This window comes from Phytohabitans rumicis (assembly GCF_011764445.1).
GTDB classification, from domain to species: Bacteria; Actinomycetota; Actinomycetes; order Mycobacteriales; family Micromonosporaceae; genus Phytohabitans; species Phytohabitans rumicis.
The window spans coordinates 1,017,164-1,040,489 of the sequence record NZ_BLPG01000001.1 but is presented as its reverse complement, the minus strand read 5'-3'; the positions used below and the strand labels follow the sequence as shown (position 1 = coordinate 1,040,489).

The 23,326-nt window shown below is 69.5% G+C and carries 22 protein-coding genes and 1 pseudogene; 15 read left to right on the top strand and 8 right to left on the bottom strand.

Annotation, left to right across the window (positions count from 1 at the left end; all coding sequences use genetic code 11):
- The first annotated feature begins 10 nt into the window (after nt 1–10).
- A complete protein-coding gene (locus tag Prum_RS04395; protein WP_173074185.1) occupies nt 11–805 on the top strand; it encodes an IclR family transcriptional regulator in 795 nt (264 codons plus the stop codon).
- On the opposite strand, the gene Prum_RS04390 is transcribed toward Prum_RS04395, so the two are convergent.
- Genes Prum_RS04390 through Prum_RS04375 form a run of 5 tightly spaced genes read right to left on the bottom strand, consistent with a single transcriptional unit; the run spans nt 774 to nt 3,740 of the window.
- Nucleotides 774–1,337 carry an IclR family transcriptional regulator gene (locus tag Prum_RS04390; protein ID WP_246277635.1) on the bottom strand — a complete coding sequence of 188 codons (564 nt, stop codon included), beginning with the start codon at nt 1,335–1,337 and terminating at the stop codon, nt 774–776. The genes Prum_RS04395 and Prum_RS04390 overlap by 32 nt on opposite strands.
- 57 nt (nt 1,338–1,394) lie before the next feature.
- Nucleotides 1,395–1,544 carry a helix-turn-helix domain-containing protein gene (locus Prum_RS50850; RefSeq protein WP_246277634.1) on the bottom strand — a complete coding sequence of 50 codons (150 nt, stop codon included), beginning with the start codon at nt 1,542–1,544 and terminating at the stop codon, nt 1,395–1,397.
- Nucleotides 1,545–1,564: 20 nt separating this feature from the next.
- Nucleotides 1,565–2,503 carry a PDR/VanB family oxidoreductase gene (locus tag Prum_RS04385; protein WP_173074183.1) on the bottom strand — a complete coding sequence of 313 codons (939 nt, stop codon included), beginning with the start codon at nt 2,501–2,503 and terminating at the stop codon, nt 1,565–1,567.
- Nucleotides 2,500–2,697, bottom strand: coding sequence for a hypothetical protein (locus Prum_RS04380; protein WP_173072709.1), 198 nt, complete (start codon nt 2,695–2,697; stop codon nt 2,500–2,502). The genes Prum_RS04385 and Prum_RS04380 overlap by 4 nt, the downstream gene beginning before the upstream one ends.
- Entirely contained in the window at nt 2,694–3,740 is a 1,047-nt protein-coding gene (locus Prum_RS04375) for an aromatic ring-hydroxylating dioxygenase subunit alpha (RefSeq protein WP_173074181.1), read from the bottom strand. The genes Prum_RS04380 and Prum_RS04375 overlap by 4 nt, the downstream gene beginning before the upstream one ends.
- A gap of 259 nt (nt 3,741–3,999) precedes the next feature.
- On the opposite strand from Prum_RS04375, the gene Prum_RS04370 reads away from it, so the two are divergent.
- Nucleotides 4,000–6,252, top strand: coding sequence for a glycosyl hydrolase family 95 catalytic domain-containing protein (locus tag Prum_RS04370; RefSeq protein ID WP_246277633.1), 2,253 nt, complete (start codon nt 4,000–4,002; stop codon nt 6,250–6,252).
- A 15-nt stretch (nt 6,253–6,267) separates the two neighbouring features.
- Here the strand turns inward: Prum_RS04370 and Prum_RS04365 are convergent, their stop codons facing one another.
- A complete protein-coding gene (locus tag Prum_RS04365; RefSeq protein ID WP_173074179.1) occupies nt 6,268–6,726 on the bottom strand; it encodes an Lrp/AsnC family transcriptional regulator in 459 nt (152 codons plus the stop codon).
- Between the two features lie 62 nt (nt 6,727–6,788).
- Here Prum_RS04365 and Prum_RS04360 point away from each other — a divergent pair, with 62 nt between their 5' ends.
- The 4 genes from Prum_RS04360 to Prum_RS04345 all read left to right on the top strand — a co-directional run bounded on the left by Prum_RS04360 (nt 6,789) and on the right by Prum_RS04345 (nt 12,756).
- Nucleotides 6,789–7,532, top strand: a complete 744-nt coding sequence (locus Prum_RS04360) for an AzlC family ABC transporter permease (protein ID WP_173074177.1) — start codon at nt 6,789–6,791, stop codon at nt 7,530–7,532.
- Nucleotides 7,525–7,854: a branched-chain amino acid transporter permease gene (locus Prum_RS04355; RefSeq protein ID WP_173074175.1), complete on the top strand. Its 330-nt coding sequence runs from the start codon at nt 7,525–7,527 to the stop codon at nt 7,852–7,854. Before Prum_RS04360 ends, Prum_RS04355 begins: the two co-directional genes overlap by 8 nt.
- A 369-nt stretch (nt 7,855–8,223) precedes the next feature.
- Complete coding sequence (locus tag Prum_RS04350; RefSeq protein WP_173074174.1) at nt 8,224–11,055, top strand: helix-turn-helix transcriptional regulator; 2,832 nt, start codon at nt 8,224–8,226, stop codon at nt 11,053–11,055.
- 96 nt (nt 11,056–11,151) lie between these two features.
- Nucleotides 11,152–12,756 (top strand): discoidin domain-containing protein, encoded by a 1,605-nt coding sequence (locus Prum_RS04345; protein ID WP_218577034.1) that lies wholly within the window; start codon nt 11,152–11,154, stop codon nt 12,754–12,756.
- A 469-nt stretch (nt 12,757–13,225) separates the two neighbouring features.
- Here the strand turns inward: Prum_RS04345 and Prum_RS04340 are convergent, their stop codons facing one another.
- Nucleotides 13,226–14,119 carry an alpha/beta hydrolase gene (locus Prum_RS04340; RefSeq protein ID WP_173074170.1) on the bottom strand — a complete coding sequence of 298 codons (894 nt, stop codon included), beginning with the start codon at nt 14,117–14,119 and terminating at the stop codon, nt 13,226–13,228.
- A gap of 467 nt (nt 14,120–14,586) precedes the next feature.
- Here Prum_RS04340 and Prum_RS04335 point away from each other — a divergent pair, with 467 nt between their 5' ends.
- From Prum_RS04335 to Prum_RS04310, 9 genes and pseudogenes are all read left to right on the top strand, one after another.
- Nucleotides 14,587–15,504, top strand: a complete 918-nt coding sequence (locus tag Prum_RS04335) for a HesA/MoeB/ThiF family protein (protein ID WP_218577031.1) — start codon at nt 14,587–14,589, stop codon at nt 15,502–15,504.
- 180 nt (nt 15,505–15,684) lie between these two features.
- Nucleotides 15,685–16,326, top strand: coding sequence for a hypothetical protein (locus Prum_RS49235; protein ID WP_218577029.1), 642 nt, complete (start codon nt 15,685–15,687; stop codon nt 16,324–16,326).
- Nucleotides 16,323–16,913: a hypothetical protein gene (locus Prum_RS49230; protein ID WP_218577027.1), complete on the top strand. Its 591-nt coding sequence runs from the start codon at nt 16,323–16,325 to the stop codon at nt 16,911–16,913. Before Prum_RS49235 ends, Prum_RS49230 begins: the two co-directional genes overlap by 4 nt.
- 315 nt (nt 16,914–17,228) lie before the next feature.
- Nucleotides 17,229–17,393: pseudogene (locus Prum_RS54885) on the top strand (transcriptional regulator MoaR1); the annotation flags it as partial.
- 26 nt (nt 17,394–17,419) lie between these two features.
- The gene (locus Prum_RS04325) at nt 17,420–18,736 is read left to right on the top strand and encodes an AfsR/SARP family transcriptional regulator (protein WP_246277632.1); all 1,317 of its coding nucleotides are present in this window, start codon (nt 17,420–17,422) and stop codon (nt 18,734–18,736) included.
- Nucleotides 18,706–20,481, top strand: coding sequence for a tetratricopeptide repeat protein (locus tag Prum_RS04320; RefSeq protein ID WP_173074167.1), 1,776 nt, complete (start codon nt 18,706–18,708; stop codon nt 20,479–20,481). The genes Prum_RS04325 and Prum_RS04320 overlap by 31 nt, the downstream gene beginning before the upstream one ends.
- 50 nt (nt 20,482–20,531) lie before the next feature.
- Nucleotides 20,532–21,122 (top strand): hypothetical protein, encoded by a 591-nt coding sequence (locus Prum_RS49225; RefSeq protein WP_218577026.1) that lies wholly within the window; start codon nt 20,532–20,534, stop codon nt 21,120–21,122.
- A 125-nt stretch (nt 21,123–21,247) separates the two neighbouring features.
- Nucleotides 21,248–21,649 carry a hypothetical protein gene (locus tag Prum_RS04315; RefSeq protein ID WP_218577025.1) on the top strand — a complete coding sequence of 134 codons (402 nt, stop codon included), beginning with the start codon at nt 21,248–21,250 and terminating at the stop codon, nt 21,647–21,649.
- A 77-nt stretch (nt 21,650–21,726) separates the two neighbouring features.
- The gene (locus Prum_RS04310; RefSeq protein WP_173074165.1) at nt 21,727–21,918 is read left to right on the top strand and encodes a hypothetical protein; all 192 of its coding nucleotides are present in this window, start codon (nt 21,727–21,729) and stop codon (nt 21,916–21,918) included.
- 30 nt (nt 21,919–21,948) lie between these two features.
- Here the strand turns inward: Prum_RS04310 and Prum_RS04305 are convergent, their stop codons facing one another.
- Nucleotides 21,949–23,139, bottom strand: a complete 1,191-nt coding sequence (locus Prum_RS04305; RefSeq protein ID WP_173074163.1) for an NAD-dependent formate dehydrogenase — start codon at nt 23,137–23,139, stop codon at nt 21,949–21,951.
- Nucleotides 23,140–23,326: the final 187 nt, after the last annotated feature.

The following is a 23,326-nucleotide window of genomic DNA, read 5'->3' as shown; positions in this document are numbered from 1 at the left end:
CTTGTCGCACATGTCAGGAACGGGGTCCCAGCTGAGTGGTTACCGGGAGCGCAACTCGACCGCCGACCGGGCGCTCGACATCCTCATGATGTTCACCGAGACCCAGCCGGTCATCTCCGGAAGCGCCGTGGCCGAGCGGCTGGGCGTGGCGCGCTCCACCGCGTACCGGTACCTGCAGAGCCTGGTCACCACCCGGTTCCTGGAGGAGGCACCGGGCGGCGGCTTCCGGCTCGGCCTGCGCGTCCTGGAGATCGCCCGGCTGGCCCGGCGCAGCTACGGCCTCTCCGAGGTCGCCATGCCGCAGATGGCGGCGCTGTCCGAGGCGGTGCACGAGACCGTGCTGCTGACCCGGCGCACCGGCGACCTCGTCGTCTGCGTGGACCGCGCGGAGGCCGGCACCCGCGCGGTGCGGATCTCGTACGAGCGGGGCAGCTCGCTGCCGATCAACGCCGGCGCGTCGGCGCTGGTGCTGCTCGCATGGAGCCCGCCCGAGGAGACCCGCCGGCTGCTGGACGCCGCCGAGCTGCGGCGGTTCACCCCCGCCACGCTCACCGACGTGGAAGCCATCATGGCCCGGCTCGCCGAGATCCAGCGGGCCGGATACTCGATCACGCGGGCCGAGCTGGACCCGGACGTGATCGGCATCGCCGCGCCCATCCGGGACGAGCACGACCAGGTCGTCGCCGCCGTCAGCGTCGCCGCACTCGCGTCCCGGGTGAGCCCCGAGGCCGAGGCCGAGATCGTGCGGCAGGTGCTGGCCACCGCACACCAGATCACGGAGCGTCTGTCGGTGATCGCGAGCTGACCGCTGGCGCGAGGGCGCGGGAGATCGTCCGACCGGCCGCCCGCACCAGCGGCGCCAGCGAGACCACATTGGCGCGGTCGTAGGAGACCACCAGCGACACCGCGGCCACCACGGCGCCGTCCGGGCCGTGGATCGGTGCGGCCACCGAAAAGGCGTCCATCGTGACCTGGCGGTCGCTGACCGCGTAGCCGTCGCGGCGCACGCCGGCGAGGACCGCGCGCAGCCGCCGCGGGTCGGTCACTGTCTTTTCCGTGTACGCGGTGAGTGGCGCGGCGAGGACCTGTTCCTGCACGTCGGCGGGGGCGTGGGCGAGCAGGACCAGGCCGACGCCGGTGGCGTGCAGCGCGAAGCGGCCGCCGACCCGGGTCAGCACCGGCACCGCGTAGTGGCCGGCGATCCGCTCGACGAACACCAGCTCCAGCCCTTGCCGGACGGCGAGCTGCACGTTCTCGTGGGTGACCTCGTAGAGGTCCTCCATGGTCGGCATGGCCAGCTCGCGCAGCCCCAGCCCGCGCGGGGCGAGCGAGGCCACCTCCCACAGCCGTAGCCCGATCCGGTACCGGCCGTCGTCGCCGCGCTCCAGCGCGCCCTACTCGACCAGCTCGGCCACCCGGCGGTACGCGGTGGGCAGCGACACGCCAGCCCGGCGGGCCAGCTCGCTGAGCGTCAGCGCCGGGCTGGCCGGGCCGAACGCGTCCAGCAGCGCCAGCACCTTGCTGGTGACGGAACGGCCGGGCATAGCTCTATCATCGCCGCTGGTCAGAGCTCGAGGACGAGCCGTGGGGTACGGGCTCGGGACACGCAGATCATCATGGTGTCGCCGGCCGCCCGCTCGTCCTCGGTGAGCAGGCTGTCCCGGTGGTCGGGCACGCCGCCCAGCACGACGGTCTCGCAGGTGCCGCACGTGCCCTCGCGGCAGGAGGACAGCACCGCGACGCCGGCCTCCTCGAGCGCGGCCAGGATGGACCGGTCCGGGCGTACGGTGACGGTCCTGCCAGAAAGGGCCAGCTCCACCTCGAAGGCGGTGCCGCCGGCGTCCACCCGTTTGGGTGCGAAGCGCTCGACGTGCAGGGTGCCGGGCGGCCGGGCCCGGCAGCGCTCCTCGACGGCGGCGATCAGCGGCTCCGGCCCGCAGCAGTAGACCGCCGTCCCCGGCACCGGCTTGTCCAGCAGCGTGTCCAGGTCGAGCAGCCCGGTCTCGTCCTGCGGGCACAGGCCGACCCGGCGGCCGTACTTGCCGTGCAACTGCTCGGCGAAGGCCATGGACGCGCGGGTCCGGCCGCCGTACGCCAAGCACCAGTCGGCACCGGCGGCGTCCGCTGCGGCGACCATCGGCCTGATCGGGGTGATGCCGATGCCGCCCGCGATGAACAGGTACCGCGGCGCGTCGACGAGCGGGAGGTGGTTGCGCGGCCCGGCGACCCGCACCGTACCGCCCACGGCGAGCCGCTCGTGCACGAAGCGGGAGCCGCCGCGCCCGCCCGCCTCCAACTGCACCGCCACCTCCAGCACCGACCGGTCGCCCGGGTCGCCGCACAACGAGTACTGGCGTACCAGATCGGGGCCCAGCACGAGGTCGAGGTGGGCGCCCGGCGCCCACTCCGGCAGGGTGCCGCCGTCCGGGCGGCACAGCGCGAGCACCAGCACGCCCGTTGCGACCGCCTCCCGCCGCGCGACGACCAGGTCCGTCGCGGTCATGCCGGCACCCGCTCCGCGTCGCGTGGCCGCTCGTTGGTCGCCCCATCGGGCGGCTCGTGGCCGGCCGGGTGGCCGAGCAGCCAGTCCCACAGCTGCACCGGCTCCTGCGCGGCGCGTTCCGCACCGCAGTGGCAGACGCCGAACAGGGTGTCGGTGCCGGGCATCCAGCGCACGCGGTACACCCGCTCGGTCACTGGAGCGCTCTCTGCGGCGCCCCGGCCTCGACCAGCCGGGCCAGCATGCGCCGGGCGGCCAGGCCACCGGTGTCGATGTTGATGCTTAGCTCCTGGTACTTGTCCGGCTCGGCCGCGATGACCCGCTCCAGTAGGTTCAGCGCGGTGACGTCCTGCATGACCACGGTGTGGTTGCTGGTGCGCAGGTACTCGCCGACCGACTCGTCGTCGATCGCGAAATCCCGGGCCACCGCCCAGAAGTCGTACGTGGTGTCCTCAGTGGACGGTGTGATGGCGTACACGATCTCGGCATGGAAGGCCGCGCTGTCCGGGCCGTCCGCCGGCGGGTAGACACCCTGCGGCGCGATCCGGCTGTGCAGCAGGTACAGGCACGGCGGGTGATACTCGATGTCCTGCCAGCGCGTGATCCGACCCTGGATGCCGGTCGACCGCGCGTAGAACGGCGGGCAGGCGGCGTCGTCCATGCGCCGGCTGACGTAGACGACGCCCCGGTCCTCGTCGACCTGCGTGGTGATCGGCGTGTCCGCCACCTCCGGCGTGCCGATATAGCCGCCGTGCAGGTAGGTCTCGTGGGACAGGTCCATGAGATTGTCGACCAGCAGGCCGTACCGGGCGTTGAGCGGCTCCATCCCGCGCACCACGGCGTACCCGGGGTCGGCCAGCCACGGCGCCCGCGGGACGCCGGCCGGATCGGCCCGGTCCGGCTCGCCGATCCACACCCAGACGAACGAATCCCGCTCCACCACCGGGTACGACGGAACCCGCGCGGTCCGCGGGATCCGCTGCTGCCCGGGTACGAACACGCAGGTGCCGCCTGAGTCGTAGGTGAAGCCGTGGTAGCCGCACACGATCGTGTCGCCGTCGAGGCGGCTGGCCGACAGCGGATAACGCCGGTGCACGCACCGGTCGGCGAGCGCGACCGCCTGCCCGGCCTCGGTGCGGTAGAGCACAAGCGGCTCGCCGAGGACGGTTCGCACGAGCAGATCCCGGCCGACCTCGTCGCCATACGCGGCGACGTACCACTGGTTGCGCGCGAATGCCATCGCGGACCACCTCCTGGGGATGTGGCCGGTACCTTTCCGTGGCCGGCTCGCGAGGAGAAGGGTGGTTTTCACTCAGTGCAAGCAGGACCACGGCACATTGTCGGTCAGCGGCATGTGGCGGGACAGAATCAGAGCCATCCCATGTCTTGGCATCTTCGTGGCGTGGAGTTGAGACGGATCTCTCCAAATCTGGACAGGATCTCTTCCCCGGATTAGAAAGACATCCCATGTCAGCGGTTGGTGGAAGGTGGGTGCCGCCGTGGTTGAGGTGATCAGCTCCATCGAGATGCACGGCATCCGAGACGTCACCCCGGCGGGGCGGTGGGAGGACGCGTTCCTATCCGGCAACGGCGAATACGGGATCATGGTGCACGGTGACCCGTGCCGGGAGCGGGTCCTCTTCAACCACCACCGGTTCGTCCTGCCCAACGGCACCCACGACGCGCGACCGCCGCACCTTGCCGACCAGATCGAGCAGGTACGCGATCTGATCCTCTCCGGCCGCCGGGCTGAGGCGGGACGCGTGCTGGCCGGCGGCGAGCCACTGCAGTGGACCCAAGCCTTCCACCCTGGCTACGCGATGACGCTCGACAGCGACGCGGATCGGGACGTCGTGGACTACTCCCGCGCGACGGACTTCACGACCGGCGAAGTGTCCGTCCATTGGGGAGGGCGGGTGCACCGCCGCTGCTTCGTCTCACGCGCCGACGCTGTCGTAGTGCAGCACATCGATGGCGGCGGCGAGGTCATCATCGGGCTGACCGGTGAGCTTCCGGGCCGCCCGGACAGCGTGCGGTATCAGACCGCGGCATACAGCATTGGCGGATCGGTTCAGCTGGGCATCCGGGGAACCTATCCGGAAGGGCTCGGCGCGTACGGCTTCGAGGGCCTGACGCTGGTGCTCGGCGACGCCACCGCGAGCGGTGACCGGGTGGCGGTACGAGGAGAGGCACTGCTGCTGACCAAGCTCGCCCGGTACGACGAGCCCGGGTGGGGGACGGCGGATCTGGAGGCGGCGCTGGCCGCCTTGGGCGGATTCGACTACGCCGAGCTGCTCGCCCGGCACACCGCGATACACCGGCCGGCCTACCAGAGGGTCTCGCTGGATCTGCACGTGCCGGCGGCGGACCGGGACCTACCGGTGGGGGACCTGCTCGCACAGCAGAACGCCGACCGATCCGCGCTGCGGCCGGCATTGCTGGAGAAGCTATTCCACTCTGGACGGTATCTGCTGCTGAGCTCCAGCGGCGTTCTGCCGCCGCGGCTGACCGGACTGTGGCTGGGGGAGTGGGGCGCCGCCTGGTCCGGTGACTTCACCACGGACGCCAACGTCAACCTGCAGATGGCCGGCGCCAACATCGGCGCGTTGCCGGAAGTGACCGCCGCGTACGCCCGGCTCATCTACGCCCAGATCCGCGACTGGCAGACCAACGCCCGAGCGATCTACGGCGCTCGCGGCATCCTCGCGCCGAGCCGTACCGACGGGGAGCACGGCCACCTGTTCCACTACAACGACGACTGGCCGTGGGCGGCGTGGCTGCCGGGCGCCGACTGGCTGCTCTACCCGCTGTACGAGCACTCCCTCGTCACCGGGGAAGGGCTCGGTGAACTGGCGCCGTGGCTGGTCGAGGCCGCGTTGTTCTTCGAGGACTTCCTGACGCGTACCGACGAGGCGGGGCATGTGGTGTTCGTGCCGTCGTTCTCCGCCGAGTCCGGCCCGCCCGACGAGACCGGACACCCGGTGTACGCGGCAGCGAACGCCACAATGGACATTGCCGCGGCGCGCCATGCCTTTCGCACGGCCAAGGCGGTGACCGGCTCCGACCAGTGGGACACGCTGCTGGACCGGTTGCCGCCGTACCGGGTGGACGAGCGCGGCGCGCTCGCCGAATGGGCCTGGCCCGGCTACGAAGGAGACGAGGACCACCGGCACATCAGCCACCTCTACCCGGTCTGGCCGCTGCACGAGATAACCCCGCCGGGCACCCCCGCGCTGGCCGCCGCGGCCCATCGCGCCCTGACGCTGCGCGGCGACGAGAACCTGTCCGCGCACGGCAGCCTGCATCGCGCGCTGGTCGCCGCCCGCCTGCGGGACGGCGAGCTGGCCTACGAGAACGTGCGCAAGATCGTGGGCAACGACATGTTCTTCCGGTCGCTGATGAGCTCCCACAACCCCGACCTGGAGATCTACAACGCCGACGCCGCGCACACGCTGCCCGGCGTACTGATCGAGATGCTCGTCGACTCCCAGCCCGGCGTGGTCGACCTGCTCCCCGCCCTGCCGGCCGGACTTCCCACCGGCGCCATCCACGGCGTGCTCTGTCGCGGGGGCGTCACCATCGAGGAACTCGGCTGGGACACCGACGTTCTGCGCGTGCGACTTCGTTCACCCGTCGCCCAGGACGTGTCGGTGCGCTCGCCGTACGGCGAGCAGCGTGTCCACCTCCCAACCGCGGAGGCCGTCTCGGTCACCTTCTCCGCTTCCCCCAGGCGTGACCGCCGAGCCGTGTAGCTGACGCGTGCGCGGTCAGGAGCCCGTCTTGATCGACTTCATGGTCAGGTGGGACTCTGTCCGTAGAACACCGGGCAGACCGATGAGTTTGCCGCTGACGAACTGTTCGTAGGCGGCCGCGTCGGCGACCGCGACTCGGACGAAGTAGTCGGGGCGGCCGAACATCCGGCGGAACTCGATGACCTCGTCGTAGGCGGCCACCGTGGCCTCGAAGCTTTCCACTGTCTTCAGGTCGGTGGCGGAGATCTCTACGTCGATGAGGACCTCCAGACCGCGACCGATGACTGCCGGATCGATGATGGCGCGGTAGCCGGCGATGACACCGGCGTCTTCCAGCCGTTTGACCCGGCGCAGGCAAGGTGGCGGAGTCAGGCCGACCCGTCTGGCCAGTTCGACGTTGGTCAGCCGCCCGTCCTGTCGCAGGTGAAATAAAATGTCGCGATCAAGCGCATCAAGGCGGTATTCATTGCTCATTTGCCGATGGTATGGCAATACATCGCAATCGAATAATGGGACATCTTTCGTAAAATTGCTGCATGAGATTGCCCGGTGCTGCTGTCGACACTCCTGGCCGGTCTGCCCCCGCTCCGCCGGCGCCGTCGCAGGCGAAGGCCGCGCTACGGGACTCCATCGCTGTGGGACTGGGGCTGGTCCCGCTCGGCATCGCCTTCGGGCTGTTCGTCACCCAGGCCGGCCTCGACTGGTGGTGGGCCACCGTCTTCACCGCAGTGATCTATGCGGGATCGTTCGAGTTCCTGCTCGTCGGCCTGGTCGTCGCGCTCGCCCCGCTGGCGACGATCGCCCTGACCGCGTTCCTGGTCAACGTCCGTCACGTTTTCTACGCGTTGTCGTTCCCCCTGCACCGCGTGCGCGGCCGAGCCGCCAAGGCATACAGCACGTTCGCCCTGACCGATGAGGCGTATGCCCTGACCGGTGCCCACCCGGCCCGCACCTGGCCGGGCGGCCGCATCCTGTGGCTTCAGGCGTTCATGCACCTGTACTGGGTCGGCGGCGCCACCACCGGCGCCCTGCTCGGCGGCCTGATCCCCGACACCGTCACCGGCCTGGACTTCGCCCTCACCGCCCTGTTCACTGTCCTGGCCCTCGACGCCATCCGGGCCCGGCACGGCGATCTGCCCACCCCGGTGATCGCCCTGCTCGCCGCGATCGCCGCCCGCCTCGCCTTCCCCGGCCAGATGTTGCTGGGCGCCTTCGCCCTGTTCACCGCCGCCGTTGTGACCCGCCGCCTGATCACCAACAGGAGACGAGCCCATGCCTGACAGCTACCTGATCACTGCGGTCGTCCTGTCCGCCGCCGTCACCTGGGCGCTGCGAGCCCTACCGTTCACGGCCCTGGCCCGGCTGCGCGCCAGCGACACCGTCGGCTACCTCGCCGCGCACATGCCGGCCGGGGTCATGGTGATCCTGTTCGCCTACTGCCTACGCGACCTGCCATTGACCGACCCCGACCGCCTACTCGCCCCGGCGCTCGCCTTGGCCGTCACCATCGGCCTGCACCTGTGGCGCCGCAACGCGCTACTCAGCATCCTCGCCGGCACCACTGTCCATGTGGCTCTGACCAGCGCTCTGCTCGCCCACTGACCCCCCGCCGCCGAACACGCATAAGCATGCTGGCGTCGTAGGAGCCAGCGACTGACCGCTGACTCACTGCCCAAGTGACTGCATCGCCTGGCTACGAACGCAGTAGCTGGGTCTAAGGGGTTTGCGCAGCTCGCAATGACGTAGCCGGAGTCCTTGAGACGGCGGACGCCGAAGGGAGGCCGCCCTGCGGCTGACCGGACTCCGGCGGGAGCAACGGTCGCGCGCACCGCGGACCCGGGAAACCGGCTAAGGCGTTCGCACGGGAGTCTGTCCACTGCGGACGGTCTGAGATTCTGGTTCTTCGATAGAGTGGACGGCGAGGACTCCGGGACGCCGTGCACCTGAGGGACTGTGGTGGCTGCTTTGCTGATGGATGGCGTGGTTGGCCGCGAGCAGGAGCTCAGCAGCGTCGACGCGGTGCTGTTCGCGATGGGTCGTGGCGAGTTCCGGGCACTGGTGCTCCACGGTCAGGCCGGGATCGGCAAGACGAGACTGCTTTCGGAGTTGGCTCACCGCGCGTCCGCGCTCGGCGCGCTCGTGTGCTGGGGAAGCGCCACCGAGTTTGAGCGGCATGTACCTTTTGCTGTCTACCGTGACGCGTTCGCGGGCGTGGCCAATGTGCCTGGGCCCGATCCCGCGACGCTCCTGGCGCTGGACGGCGAGGCGGGCGATCCATTGCCGGACGTGGACCGGCCCCGACTGTTTCAGCAGGTTCGTGGCCTGCTGAAAGGGCTGGCGGCGGCGCGTCCAACGGTGCTCGTGCTCGACGACCTTCACTGGGCCGATCGATCGGCGGTGGAGCTGACCGGGTACCTGCTGCGCCGCCCGCCCGCCGGTGGCCTGTTGATCGCCGTGGCGTACCGGCCGGCGCCGGCGCCGGCCGGCGTGGCCGACGCCGCGTTCCACCTCGGGCCGGCCGCGAGCGTCATTGGCCTCGGGCCGCTGACGACGGCCGACGTCGACGCTTTGCTGCCAGGCGAGCCGGAGCGGCGGCGGCGCCTGCTGTACCTGGGCAGCGGCGGCAACCCGCTGTACCTGCGCGCGCTGGCGGGCGCCGGCGACGAGACCCTGGCGCAACTGGCCGGCACGGGCGATGGCCAGGCCGCGCCCGAACGCGCGTTGCTCGACGTCTTCTGCGCGGAACTGGACCGGCTGGACCAGGAGTTGCAGCACGTCGCGCGGTCGGCCGCGGTCGCAGGCGACCCCGCGGCTCTCGACCTGGTCGCCTGGATCGCCGAGCGTCCGGAGCCGCAGGTGGCCTCCGCGGTAGATGATCTCGATCGGCTCGGCGTGCTGACGACGACCGCCGACTCGGGGCTGCGCTTCCAGCACCCGCTGGTCCGTACGGCCGCGTACTGGAGGGCCGGCGGCGGCTGGCGCAGCCGCGCCCACGCCCGGGCGGCGGAGTTCCTGCGGATACGGCACGGGCCGCTCCAGGTCGTGGCGCACCACACCGAACGGTCCGCCCACCCCGGCGACGCCCCGGCGGCCAGCATCCTCGCCGAGGCGGGAACGGCCTGCCTGCACACCGCCCCGACGACCGCCGCGCGCCTGCTCCGGGCCGCCCTGCGGATCATGCCGGAGACACCCGAGCTGGCCGGCCGGCGGGTCGACCTCCAGCTGGCGCTCGCCCGCGCCGTGGGAGTGACCGGCCAGCTCGCCGAGAGCCGGGCGCTCTTGCAGGAGGTGATACAGATCGACGGCCGGCGGCGGGTGGAGGCCGTCACGTTCGCGTCGGTGGTGTGCCGCCTGCTCGGCCAGTTCGACGAGGCCAAGGCTCTGCTCGCCGGCGAGCTGGCCCGCTGCCGCGACGATGGCCGGGCCGCGGCCCACGCGCTGGTCGAGCTGGCCGCCGTCGAGCTGGCCCGCAACGAGCCGGTGAGCGCGCAACGCTACGGCCGACGGGCCCTGCTGGTCACCGCCGCGACCGGCGACCTGGCACTGGAGGCGGCCGCGTGCGCCCTGCTCGCGTTGGGGCACCTCCAACTCGGGCGCGTCGGCGACGCCGAGCGGTGTGTGGACCGCGGCGCCTGGCTGGTCGACGGGTGCGGCGACGCGGTCGTCCTGCCGTACCTCGAACTCGTCGCGCCCCTCGCGTGGGTGGAGTGCCACCTACAGCGCTACGACGCGGCCCGCCGCCACCTCGACCGCGGCATGGCGCTGGCGTACCGGCACGGACGCAGCCACGGCCTCCCGTACCTGCTGATCACGGCGGCGGCGCTGCACATCCGCTGTGGGCAGCCGGCGGCGGCGGTCAGCGTGGCGGCCGAGGCGGGCGAGCTGTCCCGGCTGATCCACGGGGTCGAGACGGCGGCCATGGCGACGGCCGTGACGCTCAAGCCGGTGCTGTGGCGTGACGGCCCGCGCGCCGCCGTGAAGCTCGCACGCGAGATCGCCCGCGGGCGCCGGCCCCGCTCGGGCTGGTGGTCCGGGATCGTCAAGCTCGACCTCGCGACGGTCTACCTGGCCGCCGAGGACCCCACGCGCTGCCTGGCCGAGCTGTCTGAGCCGGACCCGGACCACGGTCCCTGGCGTGCCGAGGCCGCGGCCTACCGGTCGGCGTTGTGCGCGGTGGCCAATGCCGAGCTGGAACGCCCCGGGCCGGCGCGGGAGCTGGCGGACCGGGCGCTGGACCAGGCCCGCACCATCGGCCTGTCCCACCAGGTCGCCGCCGCCCGCGACGCCCGCGCACGGGTGCTGGCCCGCGCCGGACTGGTGGACGAGGCGGCCGGCGAGGCCGTGGCCGCCGCGGCCGGTTACGCGGACGCCGGCGCGCCGGCCGAGGAGGGCAGAGCCCGCCACCTGGCGGCCGAACTGCACGCCCAGGCCGGCCAGTCGGACCGCGCGCGCAGCGAGCTCGGCCAGGCCAAGAACCTGTTCGCGGCGTGCGACGCCGACTGGCTCAACGCGGCCCTCGCCCGCACCGAACGGCAGCTCGCCGCGATGGGGCCGCGACGCCCCGGCCCGGCCCGGCGGCAGCCCTCGACCGTCAGCGGCATCGACCTGCTCACCGGCCGGGAGCGCGAGGTGGTCCAGCTCGCCGCGGCCGGCATGACCAACCGGGAGATCGCCGCGCGGCTCTACCTGAGCCAGAAGACGGTCGAGGCGCACATCTCCCGGTCCTTCGCGAAGCTCGGCGTGCAGTCCAGGGTCGCGCTGGCACGCCGGGTGTTCGGCGCCGAGGCGGACGAGGCCGTTTAGCGGGTGGGCCTTGCGGGTGTCTCCCGATGCTGCCGCGCGGCCGGTCGGACATTCTGCTGGCGGCCCAAGCGCCTCATGATCCTGAAAGGACCGTCAGTGAGCCTTCTCCCCGGTTCCACACCCCCACCCCGTCGCGGTCGCCGACCGCGACCCATCTGGCGGATCGCCATGGCCCTGGTCGTCGGCGGGCCGCTGCTGGCCGTCGCGGTCAGCGGCCCGGCCGCGGCAGCCCCGGCCCCCGCGGCGGTACCGTCGCTGGAGTACGCGATCGAAAGCCGGCTCTACGAAATGCTGAACACCACGCTGCACGCCGGCGCGGACGCCAACCTGCGCTGGCTGGTCCGCAACGTGGCCGCACGCCAGGTCGACGGCGACACCGAGGCCCTGCTGTCGAGCGTCATCGCGGAGGCCGAGGCGAGCGGCATGGTCGACACGGGCGTGTGGTGGTGGCGGGACCTCAAGGACCAGGTGGCCAACTTCGTGGTCGACGGCTTCCAGTACGAGCCGCAGATCTACATCCCGAACCAGGACGACGGGGTGTACACCACGGACCGGGTCGAGATGGCTGTCCGGCCGGCCGACGAGTCGGCCGAGACCGCGCAGAGCTACTGGTTCGACACCGACCTCAGCGTCGCGCCGCTGAACATCATCGACGAGGCGTACGTGGAGACCTACGAGGTGTGGGTGCTGTCCGTCCATGAGCGGGCCGACTACGGGGGCGCCACCATGGTCGGGTCCGCCGATACCGCCGCCGGGCCGGCCGTGCAGGCCGGCCCGGTCTTCAATGCCCTCGCCTGCAATCCCACCGGCATCCGCAACAACCGGGGCGACGAGTACATGCACGTCTGGAAGACGGACTCCAGGAGCACCTTCGGCACCTTCCTGGGCGGCAAGAGGGAGATGAGGCTGGTCGTCATCAGCAGGTCGGGCCAGGTCGCCAACGTCTACTTCCCGAAGGTGAAGCGCAAGCACATCACCACGTGGCAGATCGTCGACCGGTTCCTGACCACCTGGGACAAGGCCGTGTGGGGCGACGCGCTGGGATTCCAGTGGTACGAGGTGAACGGTGGCAAGTCGACGTCCCACTCGGTCAGCTACACGGTGCCGAACGGCGGCCCCACGCTCACGACCACCGTCACGACCCAGGAGCGCGACTCCGACGGCGGGATGATGCACGTCCTGCACACCGATTCGACCTACAAGGAGTACAACACCGGGAAGGTGCAGTTCCAGATGTGCAGCGTGGGCGGCGACGGTGGTACCGGGATCGACAACCTGGCCTGCGGGGCGCTCGCGGCCGCGTCCAGCACCTACGCGTGGGAAGGCTACTCACCCGCGCGGGCGACCGACTGCGACGCGAACACGGCCCTCGGCGGCTCGCACAGTTGGGCGAACTCCTCCGGCGTGTTCCCGCCGACCAATCCGCAGTGGCTACAGGTCGACATGGGTGTCAACAAGACCTTCAGCCGCATGGTCCTGTACACGAGCCAGGGCTATCCGATCCGGGACTTCGACGTACAGGTGTGGAACGGCACCACGTTCCTGACGGTCGGTGGCACGCGGGGCAATACCAACACCTCGGTCGAGATTCGCTTCGGCAGCGCGCAGACGACCCGGCTCGTACGCGTCATCGGCATCCACGGACCCAACCACCAGCCCGGCTTCGTCCGGGTCAACGAGGTGGAGCTGTACGCGGCGTAACGCCCGTCTTCAGGTAGCTGGAGCGCGGCGGGTGGTCGACGGCCGGTCACCCGCCACGCACACCGTCCACATAGGCCCACAAACCAGGTTCATGGTTTCGAGCTTGATCCACAGTCTCGAAAGCGTTCGATCGTACGACTGGTCTTGCGACCGTCCCCTATGGAGCAGCTGGAACTGCCGGTGCAAGAACCGGCTTCCGGCCGCGTTCGACCAGGCGTTGCTGGGTTCGCTGAGCGTAAGGGTTCTCAGCACCCAGCGATCTCCGGGTTCCGCTGCGCTCGCTCAACCTCGGCAGGAAGCGCATGCCGTTCGAGGAAGCGGTCAGGCGCATCTACTGGCTCAGCGCGGACGACAAAGAGAAGATCTACACCGGGAACGCACGCCGCCTCTACGCCCGAGCCAAGCTATAGCCGAAAGGACCTACCCGGCCCGGAGGGCCCGCATCAGGAGCGGGAACGCCTTCTCGAGCTCACGTGCCCAATACGGCCACGAGTGCGAGCCGGGGTAGATCTCGAAGGTGAGGTCGAGTCCAAGGCGTGTGGCGCGCGCGAAGAACTCCCGGTTCTGCCGGGCCTGTGCGGCCTCGTACTGGACGCCGATGCTGGCGGGGATCGGTGCCAGGTGGATCCAACGGGCCGACCTGCCCATCGCCGCAGGACACGAACAGCTTCGTGCCACGCAGGTTTTGCAGGAGGTCTGCTGGGTTGTGCGCCTGCAGCAGCCACGTCGCGTACGGACCGGGGGAGATCGGTTCGACGGTCGGGTGCAGGGTGTCGAGCGTACCGCTGAAGGAGGCGACCGCGCGGAAGAAGCCCGGCCGGCGACCTGCATACGAGACCGCGCCGAAGCCACCCATCGAAAGACCGGCAATCGCGCGCCGGTCGGCGGCGTGGAGGCCGCGCTCCAGGATCTGCACCAGCTCCACCAGGTGGAACGTTTCCCAGCCCGGCTTGCGGCCGCCGCGCGCCCACCAGTCCGTGTAGAAGCCGAGGCTCCAGCCGTCCGGCATGACGACCAGCACGTCACGCTCACGGACGAGGCCCGCGATGTCGCTGTTCTTCGTCCAGTCCACGTAGCTGCCGTAACCGCCGTGCAGCAGATACAGAACCGGCCATGAGGCGCCGGCCTGCCGTCCAAATCGGTTCGGCAGGATGATGCGCGCCGATGCGGTGTGGCCCAGCGCCACCGAGTCGATCGTGATGTCCACTGTGCGTGTGTCGAGGAAGTTCTGTGCGACTACGCTCGCGCCGTTGTCGGACCACACCAGATTACGCTGGTCTGATGATCGGCACGGTTTTGAGCGTTGCACCGACGGCAATGTGCCCGAGCTGCGGCAACGCGTCCGGTCGGGCAGGTCGTGCACCGTGAGCTCGACGCGGCCCCAACAGCCACAGCGTAGACGCCGAGGAGTGGCTGGCCGGGGTTCAATACCGGGTTCGCCGCGATCGCGAGCCGGCTCGGTGGGTGGAGCCGCGCCGGCGGGCATGGTTGTTCCTGTTCGGGTTGCTGTCCGATGACCAGCCGCTGCTGATCATCACTCAACGCCAACTCAACGGATTCTCAACCCACCCTGGTTGCCTTCTCCCCGTGCCGGACGCGCGAAGGAGGTGACTCACATGGCCGAGAAGAAGATCGAGGTTCCGAAGGCGGCGAAGAAGATCGTCATCCGCAAGCTGGACCGGATCGAGACCACGAAGCTCTGTCACCAGGAACAGAGCTAGCGGTCCTGCTGCGCCTTGGGTACGGCGTGCCGTACCCAAGGCACGCGTCAAGGGTTCTGTGCGCTGGCAACCGCCCGCAAGGGGCCCGACCCTGGCGAGGAGGCAACTCATGTTCAAGCCGCGTTTCAAGCTCGAGCATCGGCCGTACCGCACCCGGGCGGGAACGGTCCGGATCGGCGGCGGCGTCTACGGCCTCGCCGCCGAGATCGAGGACCCGGACGGGTGGCTGTGGACCCTCATTCGGGCCACCGACGGAACGCGCGTCGAGCAGGACATCGTTGCCGAGGTCTGCCGCGCTCACCCAGCCGTTTCGGACGACGATGTCCGCGCTGGCCTGGAACAGCTGACCACCGCCGGCCACGTCGAGGACGCGGGTGCCGACCCGCCCGCGGACCTGACGTCGCGGGAGCAGGAACGCTACCGGCGGGGCAGCCGGTACTACAGCTGGGTCGATCTCACCCCCCGCAGCAGTCCCTGGGAGGTCCAGCAACGTCTCAAAAGAGCCAAGGTGGTCGTGCTCGGGGTCGGTGGGACCGGCGGCTCGGCCGCGCTCGCGCTCGCCGCGTCCGGCATCGGACACCTTCACTGCGTCGACGCTGACGTGGTCGAGCTGTCCAACCTCAATCGGCAGATCCTGTACACCGAGGACGATCTCGGCAAGGCCAAGGTCGAGGCCACCGTAGCCCGCCTGCGCCGCCTGAACTCCGACATCGAGGTCACCGGCGAGCAGCGGCGGATCGGTTCCCAGCAGGACATCGCGGACGTGATCGAGGGCTGCGATGTGCTCGCCCAGTGCGCGGACCAGCCAGCGGACATTCGCCGATGGGCCAACCTGGCCTGTTTGACCGCGGGCATCCCCTGGGCCGACGGCGGATACCGGGGCCCGATGCTCACCGCGGGCGGATACCAGCCCGGCGTCGGCGCCTGCTGGGAGTGCCTACGGGAGGCCGAGAGTACCTCGCCGCCGGACACAGAAGATCATGAGAGATCCTCCCCCGAGCTGCGGAAAACCCCGTCACGGCGGTAACGGCCGTCATATCAGGCCAGCTCGTCGCCCACTGGGTCATCGCCCTGCTGACCCGAATGTCGCTGGCAACCCGGGAATGGTGTTCGGCCTCAACCTTGCGGTGCCCGGGGAGCCCGTCGCGGTACGGCATCCGCGGCGGGCGGACTGCGTGGCCTGCCGGCCGGCGGCATGACGCCGACGATGGCTACCGTGCGCGGCACGTCCACTGTCCTCCTGCGCAGGCTGGCCGTCAGAACGGACGGCGCCGACACCATCGTCGGGCGGGTCGACTCCGGAGAGTTCATTGCCGTGCCGCCCGTTGGGGCGCGTGCCCTGGCTTTGCTCGCCGAAGGCGTCACCGTACAAGACGCCGAGCGCACAATCGCCGAAAACACTGGGGAACAGGTCGATCTGGCTGAGTTCGTCGAAGACCTGCTCGCGCTCGGCTTCATCGCCGAACTGGACGGTCATCCTCAACCTGGGCAGCCTGCCATGCGTGTCAGCCTGCCCTGGCTACGCCCGCGGCACGTCGGTTGGCTCCTGTCACGCACCTTCCTCGCCGCGTTCGCGAGCATCACCGTCGCCGGACTTGTCGTCGCTTTCCTGAGCCGTGCCCCGCTGCCCAGCTACCACGCTCTCCTGTGGAGCGGGCACGGATCCGTGGTGCTCGTCACTCATGCCGCCATCGGGTGGGTCCTGCTGTACCTGCACGAGCTGGCCCACCTGGCCGCGGCCCGCGCCGCGGGCGTCCCGGGTCGGATCCGGCTCGGCACTCGGCTGCAGTTCCTTGTCGCGGAGACAGACGTCAGCGGCGTATGGGCATCCCCCGGTGGCACCGCATGATCGTGTATGCGGCCGGCATCGCCTTGGACGCGCTTGTCTGCGCGACAGCGCTTGCGGTGTCGGCGGTCGCCGAGCCGGGCGTCATTCGCACCGCCGCCAGCGTGATCGCCACGTTGACCGCGGCCGCGCTCGCCGGCGAACTTCTGATCTTCATGCGCACGGACGCGTACTTCCTGCTCCAGGAGATGACCAGATGCCGGAACCTCTATGCGGACGGAACGGCCTACGCACGCTATCTGGGCAAAAGGCTCGTTCAACGGCTACGACGCCAGGCATCGCCTGCCACACCTGACCCGAGCCTCGGCCTACCCCTCAGAGAACGCCGCGTCGTCCGCGGGTACACGGCCATCGTCGTAGCCGGAACCATCACCTGCCTCGGTGCCGCGGTGACCATTACCATGCCGTTCACCGTGCACCTGCTCGGCCGGGCGGTGCATGGCCTCGGTACCGGCGACGTCGCGGACGCCTTGGACGGTGCCGCGGTCCTGTCCGTCACCGGACTCGTACAGGTCCTGTGGTGCAAGGCATGGTGGCGCAACCACGGGAACCAACTACGCCGAGTGATGGGTCGGAGCTTCAGCGCATGACGGCTCCTGAGAGGGTAGGCCCGTCGCCGGGGCCGTACCATCGTGCGGAGGACGCAGCGGACACCCGTGGAACCGGTATCAGTTGTGCCGAACCTGCGATCGCCGCGACGGCGGGACTGCCTTTTCAATGCCAGGTGCCGTCGGCCGCCTCGCCGGACAGGTCGATGGGGTCCCTGATTTCGACGTCGTGTCCTCGGTCGATTCGCTGTATCCCTTGATTCGTTGATCGGGCATCGGTGGCCGTGAGATCATGGGCGCCGACCTGCATACACCCGCCTGAATCGGGGAGTACGTCTGAACGAGACCGGTCACGGTGTGGAGTTTCGCCTGCTGGGCGCGGTGGAAATCTGGAAGGCGGGTCATCGACTGGGCCCATTGACGCCGCAGCAGCGGACCGTATTGGCCTTGTTGTTGCTGGATGCCGGCTTGGTGGTGTCTCTGGAGCGGTTCGTGACGGCCTTGTGGGACACGTCGCCGCCGCCGCGGGCTCGCAACGCCGTACAGGTATGCGCGTCCAGGATCCGTCGCGTGCTGGCTCTGGCCGGACTGTCCCCACCGACGCCGAACTGCTCACGTCGCAGGGTGGCTATCGCCTGGACGTCGATCTGTCTACAGTGGATCTCCATCGGTTCCGGCGCGCGGCGCGTGCGGCAGGCCAGAGCCAGCCGGCACAGGCCCATGCCCTGCTTCGGATCGGACTGGCGCTGTGGCGCGGCGTACCACTGGCCGACGTCTATGGATCGTGGCTGGCCGACAACGTGATCCCAGGGCTGGAGGGAGAACGGCTGGCAGCCCTGGAGCACCGCGTGGCGCTGGACCTTCTGCTCGGACGCCATCACGAGGTCGTCGCCGAGCTGTCGACGATGTCGACAGAGTTCCCCCTGCGGGAACGCTTGGCAGGCTTGCAACTGATCGCGCTGCATCGATGTGGACGTCGGGTGGACGCGTTGGCGACCTTTCGCCAGTTGAGGAGGCGATTCGTCGACGAGCTCGGCATCGAGCCCAGCGGCGAACTCGACCGGCTGCATCAGGCGATACTCGATGACCGGGAACCCTCATTCGACCTGGCCGTTGCCGGCGGTCCCCTCACGGTGGCAGCACCGCACCCGCGGTCGACCGCCCCGGAGACAGCACAGACGTCGCTCCCGCTGGTCGGACGCGAACGCGAACTGAGCCAGCTCGACGCGCTCCACAAGGCACGGGAGCGGCTGGTCCTCATCACCGGAAACGGCGGCGTAGGCAAGACCAGCCTGGCCGTGCAGTGGGCGCGCGGCAACAACTCCCGTTTCCCAGACGGTCAGCACCTTGTGGACATGCGTGGCTTCCATCCCGGGTCGCGCGTGACGCCCGACGAGGCGCTGCCACTGTTGCTGATCTCGCTGGGCGTAGCCGCCGAGAAGATCCCGATCGGCATCGACGCGCAGATCGCGCTCTACCAGTCACGCCTGGCCGGCCGCAAAGCCCTGATCATCCTGGACAACGTGGCCCAGGCGGACCAGGTACGGCCGCTGTTGTCGACCGATCCAGGCTGCATGACCCTGGTGACCAGCCGGGACCGGCTCAGCGGTCTGGTCGCCCTCGATGGCGCCCGCCGGCTCGCCGTCGACACTCTGCCCCCGCCGCCGCCGTGGAGGTGCTTGCCCAGATTGCCGGAGTGGAACGGATCGACGCCGACAGGGCGGCCGCGGCGCGGCTGGCTCAGCTGTGCGGACACCTTCCGTTGGCGCTACGGATCGCTGGCGCCAGGTTGGCGGACCGACCCGACCTCAGTGTGGACCGCTATGTCGACCAGTTGGCCGCGCACGACCCGGTCGCCCAATTGAGGGTGGATGGCGACGAGACAGCAAGCGTACGAAGCACGTTCGACCTGTCATACCAGGCGCTCGCCTCCGAGACGCAGCGGCTGTTCCGGCTGCTCGGACTTGTGCCCGCGCCCGGCGGCCTGGCGAGCGCCGCCGCTGCGGCATTGGCCGGGCTGCCCGTCGAAGCAGTAGAACCGTTGATCGACCAGCTGGCCCGGTACCACCTGGTCAAGGTTGCCGAAAACACCCGCCTGGCCTGCCACGACCTTTTGCTGCAACACGCTGCCAATCTCACCGCCGAGCAGGACCCACCGGCCGAACAGGATGCCGCCACCGACCGCCTGCTGCATTTCTACCTGCACAACACCGACAGGGCCGCGGCCCTGCTCCACGGACGCTCCAGCCTCAAGCTCTCCCGCGATCCACAACCGGACGGCGTGCCCATCGTGGAGTTCGCCGCAGAGGCGCACGCGCAACAGTGGCTGCACGACGAATGGGCGAACATCGTCGCGGGTCTGGACTTCGCCGCCGCGACCGGCCGGCACCGGATGGCCTGGCACCTCGCTGACGCCGTGCGCGACTTCATGCAGCTTCAAGCTCCGCCGCAGTACCGGTCTGTCGTCCTGACCGGGTTGCACGCGGCGCGGCAGGCCGGCGACCTGCAGGGGGAGGCTGCGATGCGACATAGCCTGGGCGTCCTGTGCTGGCGTGTCGCCGAGTTCCACGCGATGATCGACGAATGTCAGGCCGCGGCGGACCTCGCCGCCCGCGCCCGGTGGCCGCAGGGACAGTCCGCCGCCCTGTGTAACTCCGGCATCGCCCTGGCCCAACTCGGGCAGACGCGGCAGGCTATCCACCGGTTCACACAGTCTCTGGCCATCGACCGAAGAATTGGCGACCGGGCCGGCGAGGCCGCCCTCCTCATCAACCTGGCCGCCGCGCACGAACAGCTCGGCAACCTGCCCGCGGCGGCCCGATTCGGCGAGGCCGCCCTGCGGCCACTGCGGGAAACCGGCCAGCGCCAAGGCGAAGCCATCGCCCTGAGCTACCTCGCCACCGTACGCCGGGAGCAGGGCCACCTCGTTGAGGCACTCGACACCATCACCGCTTCCCTGGCCATCTGCCGCAGCGTCGGTGCCCGCCACGACGAGGCGGCCGGCCTGACCACCCTGGGACTCGTACACCGCGATGCCGAACGACACGACGCCGCGCTGGAAGCACTTACCGCCGCCTTCGAGATCGCCCAACGCCTACCCGACCGACGGCTGACCACCTTCGCCCTCGTCGGCTTGGCCAACGTACAGATCAGACGAGGCCACCTCGCCGACGCCGAAGACCGACTCGACGCTGCGACGAACCTCGCCCACCGCATCGAGCACGACCGTGCCATCGTCGAGGCGCTGCTCGCCACCTGCGAACTGCACCTGGCGAAGCAACAGCCACGCCGAGCACACGACCGCGCCACGCGCGCACTAGAGATCGCCCAGCGGTCGGGATACACCCTTCTGGCGGCCCAAGCCCACAGCCACCTGGCCACAGCAAGCCTCGAGATGCGCGACCCGGCCGGATGCCTGGAACACTGCGAGCAGGCGCTGACCCTGCAGCGACCCGCTGGCCAGCGCCTGGCACAGGCGCGCACTCTCCTCCTACGCGCTCGCGCCCACCAGAGCCAAGGCGACGTCACCCTGGCCAGATCCCACCGGGAACAAGCTCGGCGAGTTCTTGACCAGATCCTGCCCCCACCGTCGGCGATCACCAACGCATGACGCGGCCACCAGGTGCAACGGACCGATGCGTCGGGCTGGGCCCGCGTGAGGTGCTGGCCGAGTGCTTCGGGGTCGCGTTTCCGGAAGAGTTCTTCGTGATCGTCGAAGCAGACCCAGGCGACGCGCTCCCCGGATACGCGACCAACCTGCCGTGGGAGTTGGCGGTCCCGCTCGAGCGGGGTGGTCCCGTGGTACAGCCCTGGCGGATGCTGCGGCGGGCCGAGCGGCGGATCTTCGCCTGGGACGCCGATCTCGTCCCGCTCCTCGAACTGTACGGCGACTACCGGGCCAATCACGGTGCGAAAAAGCGGCAGCCCCGGGTACCACACGGCGACCTGATCCACTGTTACCGCCTCGGCGAGCTCGCCGCCGGCCGCAGCACCGTAGTCGGCGTCTCACGTCACGCGGCGGACGAAGGCGGCGAGCTGTCCGTCAGGCCCTGCGGCCCGTCCCTGCTCACGGTTCTGCACGAGTACGTCGACGCCCGGCACCGCTTGGACGAATGGGAGATCATGCAACCGTGGAACTGGGGCGCGGGCTCCATCGACGATGAGGAAGTGGAGCAGTCCCGCGAGCGCGTGGCGGAGATCGAAGCGCTCCAGCGCGAGCTCGCCAATCGTACGGGGGCGACCGAGAAATGACTACGGTCGACCACCCCGAGACTAACTCTCACCGGCTACTCTCGCGCGAATGACAAGACCTTCTTCCACATCCCCGAACTGCGGTGCAGCCTGGACGCGGTGCCGCATGTGGAGCCCTACCTACGTTGAGCGCCGAACTGAACCACGGTGCGGCGTACGATCCGGCCCTGGCGGGCCACCGGCTGCACAGTGTGCGGCAGGATGACGAATTCGCCTTCGGACGCCGGGGACACCATGCGCGGGTCGTGGAGTGCGAGCACAAGGTCCCGTGCGTCGGATACGCCTTCTCGCAGCGGGAGCGTGCGAACCGGTTCGGGCATACAGTCTGGAGCCAACTGCGACCCGTGATCCAGGCCCACCCGCAGACCCTGTTCGTCCTGACCCACTTCAGCCTGCGCCACTCGGACCGGGAGATCCTCGCATTCTTCCGACAGCAATGGGAGCAGGCAGGGACCTCGCGCCTCGACAACGTCCTGCTGTGGGTCCACCCCGCCAGCCGCCTGCCTGAGCAGCACCAGCAACGCTGACCCCGACACGTCTCAGCCCGCCCACGCGGGAGGCCCTCCGTGCGTCGTTCGTTGCCCGTCGTGGGTACAATGTGATGATGGCACCGGATTTCGATCCCCCTGAAAAGCATAAGGCGGCAGATAAGGCCGGCAAGACTCTGGGAAATATGGCCGGGTCAATCAATGCGGCAATAGGTGCGGGCGACACTCCTGTCGTACTGGACAGAAAAGGCCGACATGTGTCAATCAAGGACCTTGAGGATTTGATTGACAGCGCGTTGGAAGAATAGCCGGTCAGTTCCACCATTTCGTTGTCTGCACTACCTCCCAGCGGCCTCAGATCCGCGGGTTGCATCACCGGCGCTGTAGGAATGCGCGCCGCTGCCGGCCAAGCGACCGGCCTCGACGATCAGGTATTCATCCCGGATCGGGCGGTTCTCGAACCAGCATTCAAGGATTTCGCGCGTGCCCGCGGCGTACCGTGCCTGCGCTGCCAGCGACGATCCGGAAATGTGCGGCGTCATTCCGTGGTGCGGCATGCTCCGCCACGGATGTTCTTCCGGCGGAGGCTGCGGAAACCAGACGTCGCCGGCGTAGCCGGCGAGTTGTCCGCTCTGCAGGGCTCGCGCGATCGTGTCCTTGTCGCAGATCTTTCCGCGTGCCGTGTTCACTATGTAGGAGCCGCGCTTCATGGTCGAGATGAGCTGCTCGTCGAAGAGGTGCTCGGTCTGCGGGTAGAGCGGCACGTTGATCGTTACGACGTCACAGTGTGGCACCATCGCCGCGGCGCTCTCATGGAAGGTGAGCCCGAGTTCGCGCTCGACCTCGTCGGGCAGGCGGTGGCGTTCGGTGTAGCGGAGCGGTACGTCGAAGGCCCTCAAACGCCGGAGTACGGCGAGCCCGATGCGTCCGGCGCCGACCGTCCCTACGGTCATGCCTTCAAGGTCGTACGAGCGGGAGACACAGTCGGCGATATTCCAGCCGCCTTTGACGACCCACTGGTACGAGGGGATGTAGTTGCGGACGAGCGCGAGGATCATCATCACAACGTGCTCAGAGACGCTGATGCTGTTCGAGTAGCTGATCTCGGCAACCGTTAGACCGCGTTCGATCGCGGCCTGGAGGTTGACGTGGTCGGACCCGATGCCGGCAGTGATCACGAGCTGAAGGTTCTCCGCCTTGGCGATCCGCTCCGCGGTGAGGTACGCGGGCCAGAACGGTTGGCTGATGACGACCTCCGCCTCGGTGAGCTCGCGCTCGAATGTCGAGTCGGGTCCATCCTTGTCGCTGGTGACGACGAACGTGTGGCCCATGCCTTCGAGAAAGGGGCGTAGGCCCAGTTCGCCCGATACGCAGCCGAGCAACTGCCCGGGCACGAAGTCGATGGCGTGGGGGCCTGGAGTCGTCTGGCCTCCTGGGTAGGAACTGATCCGCGGGATCTCGTCCCGCGCGTACTCGGGTGGGTAGCCGTCGACGGGGTCGTCGTACAGCACGCACAAGACCGTGCTCATTGGGTGCTCCTCGCGTCGTAGACCTGCGCCCATCGGTTGAGTCGTGGGGTGGTCGCCCGCGCTCCGAGCCAGGCCGCCGCCTGGCGGCGGGCACCTCGTACGCCCTCTACAGGATCTAGCATCTTAGCCCATCCTGTAGTGATATGTGGGGATTGGACGGCGGGCTTGGCGGCCGCGTTTGCCTGCG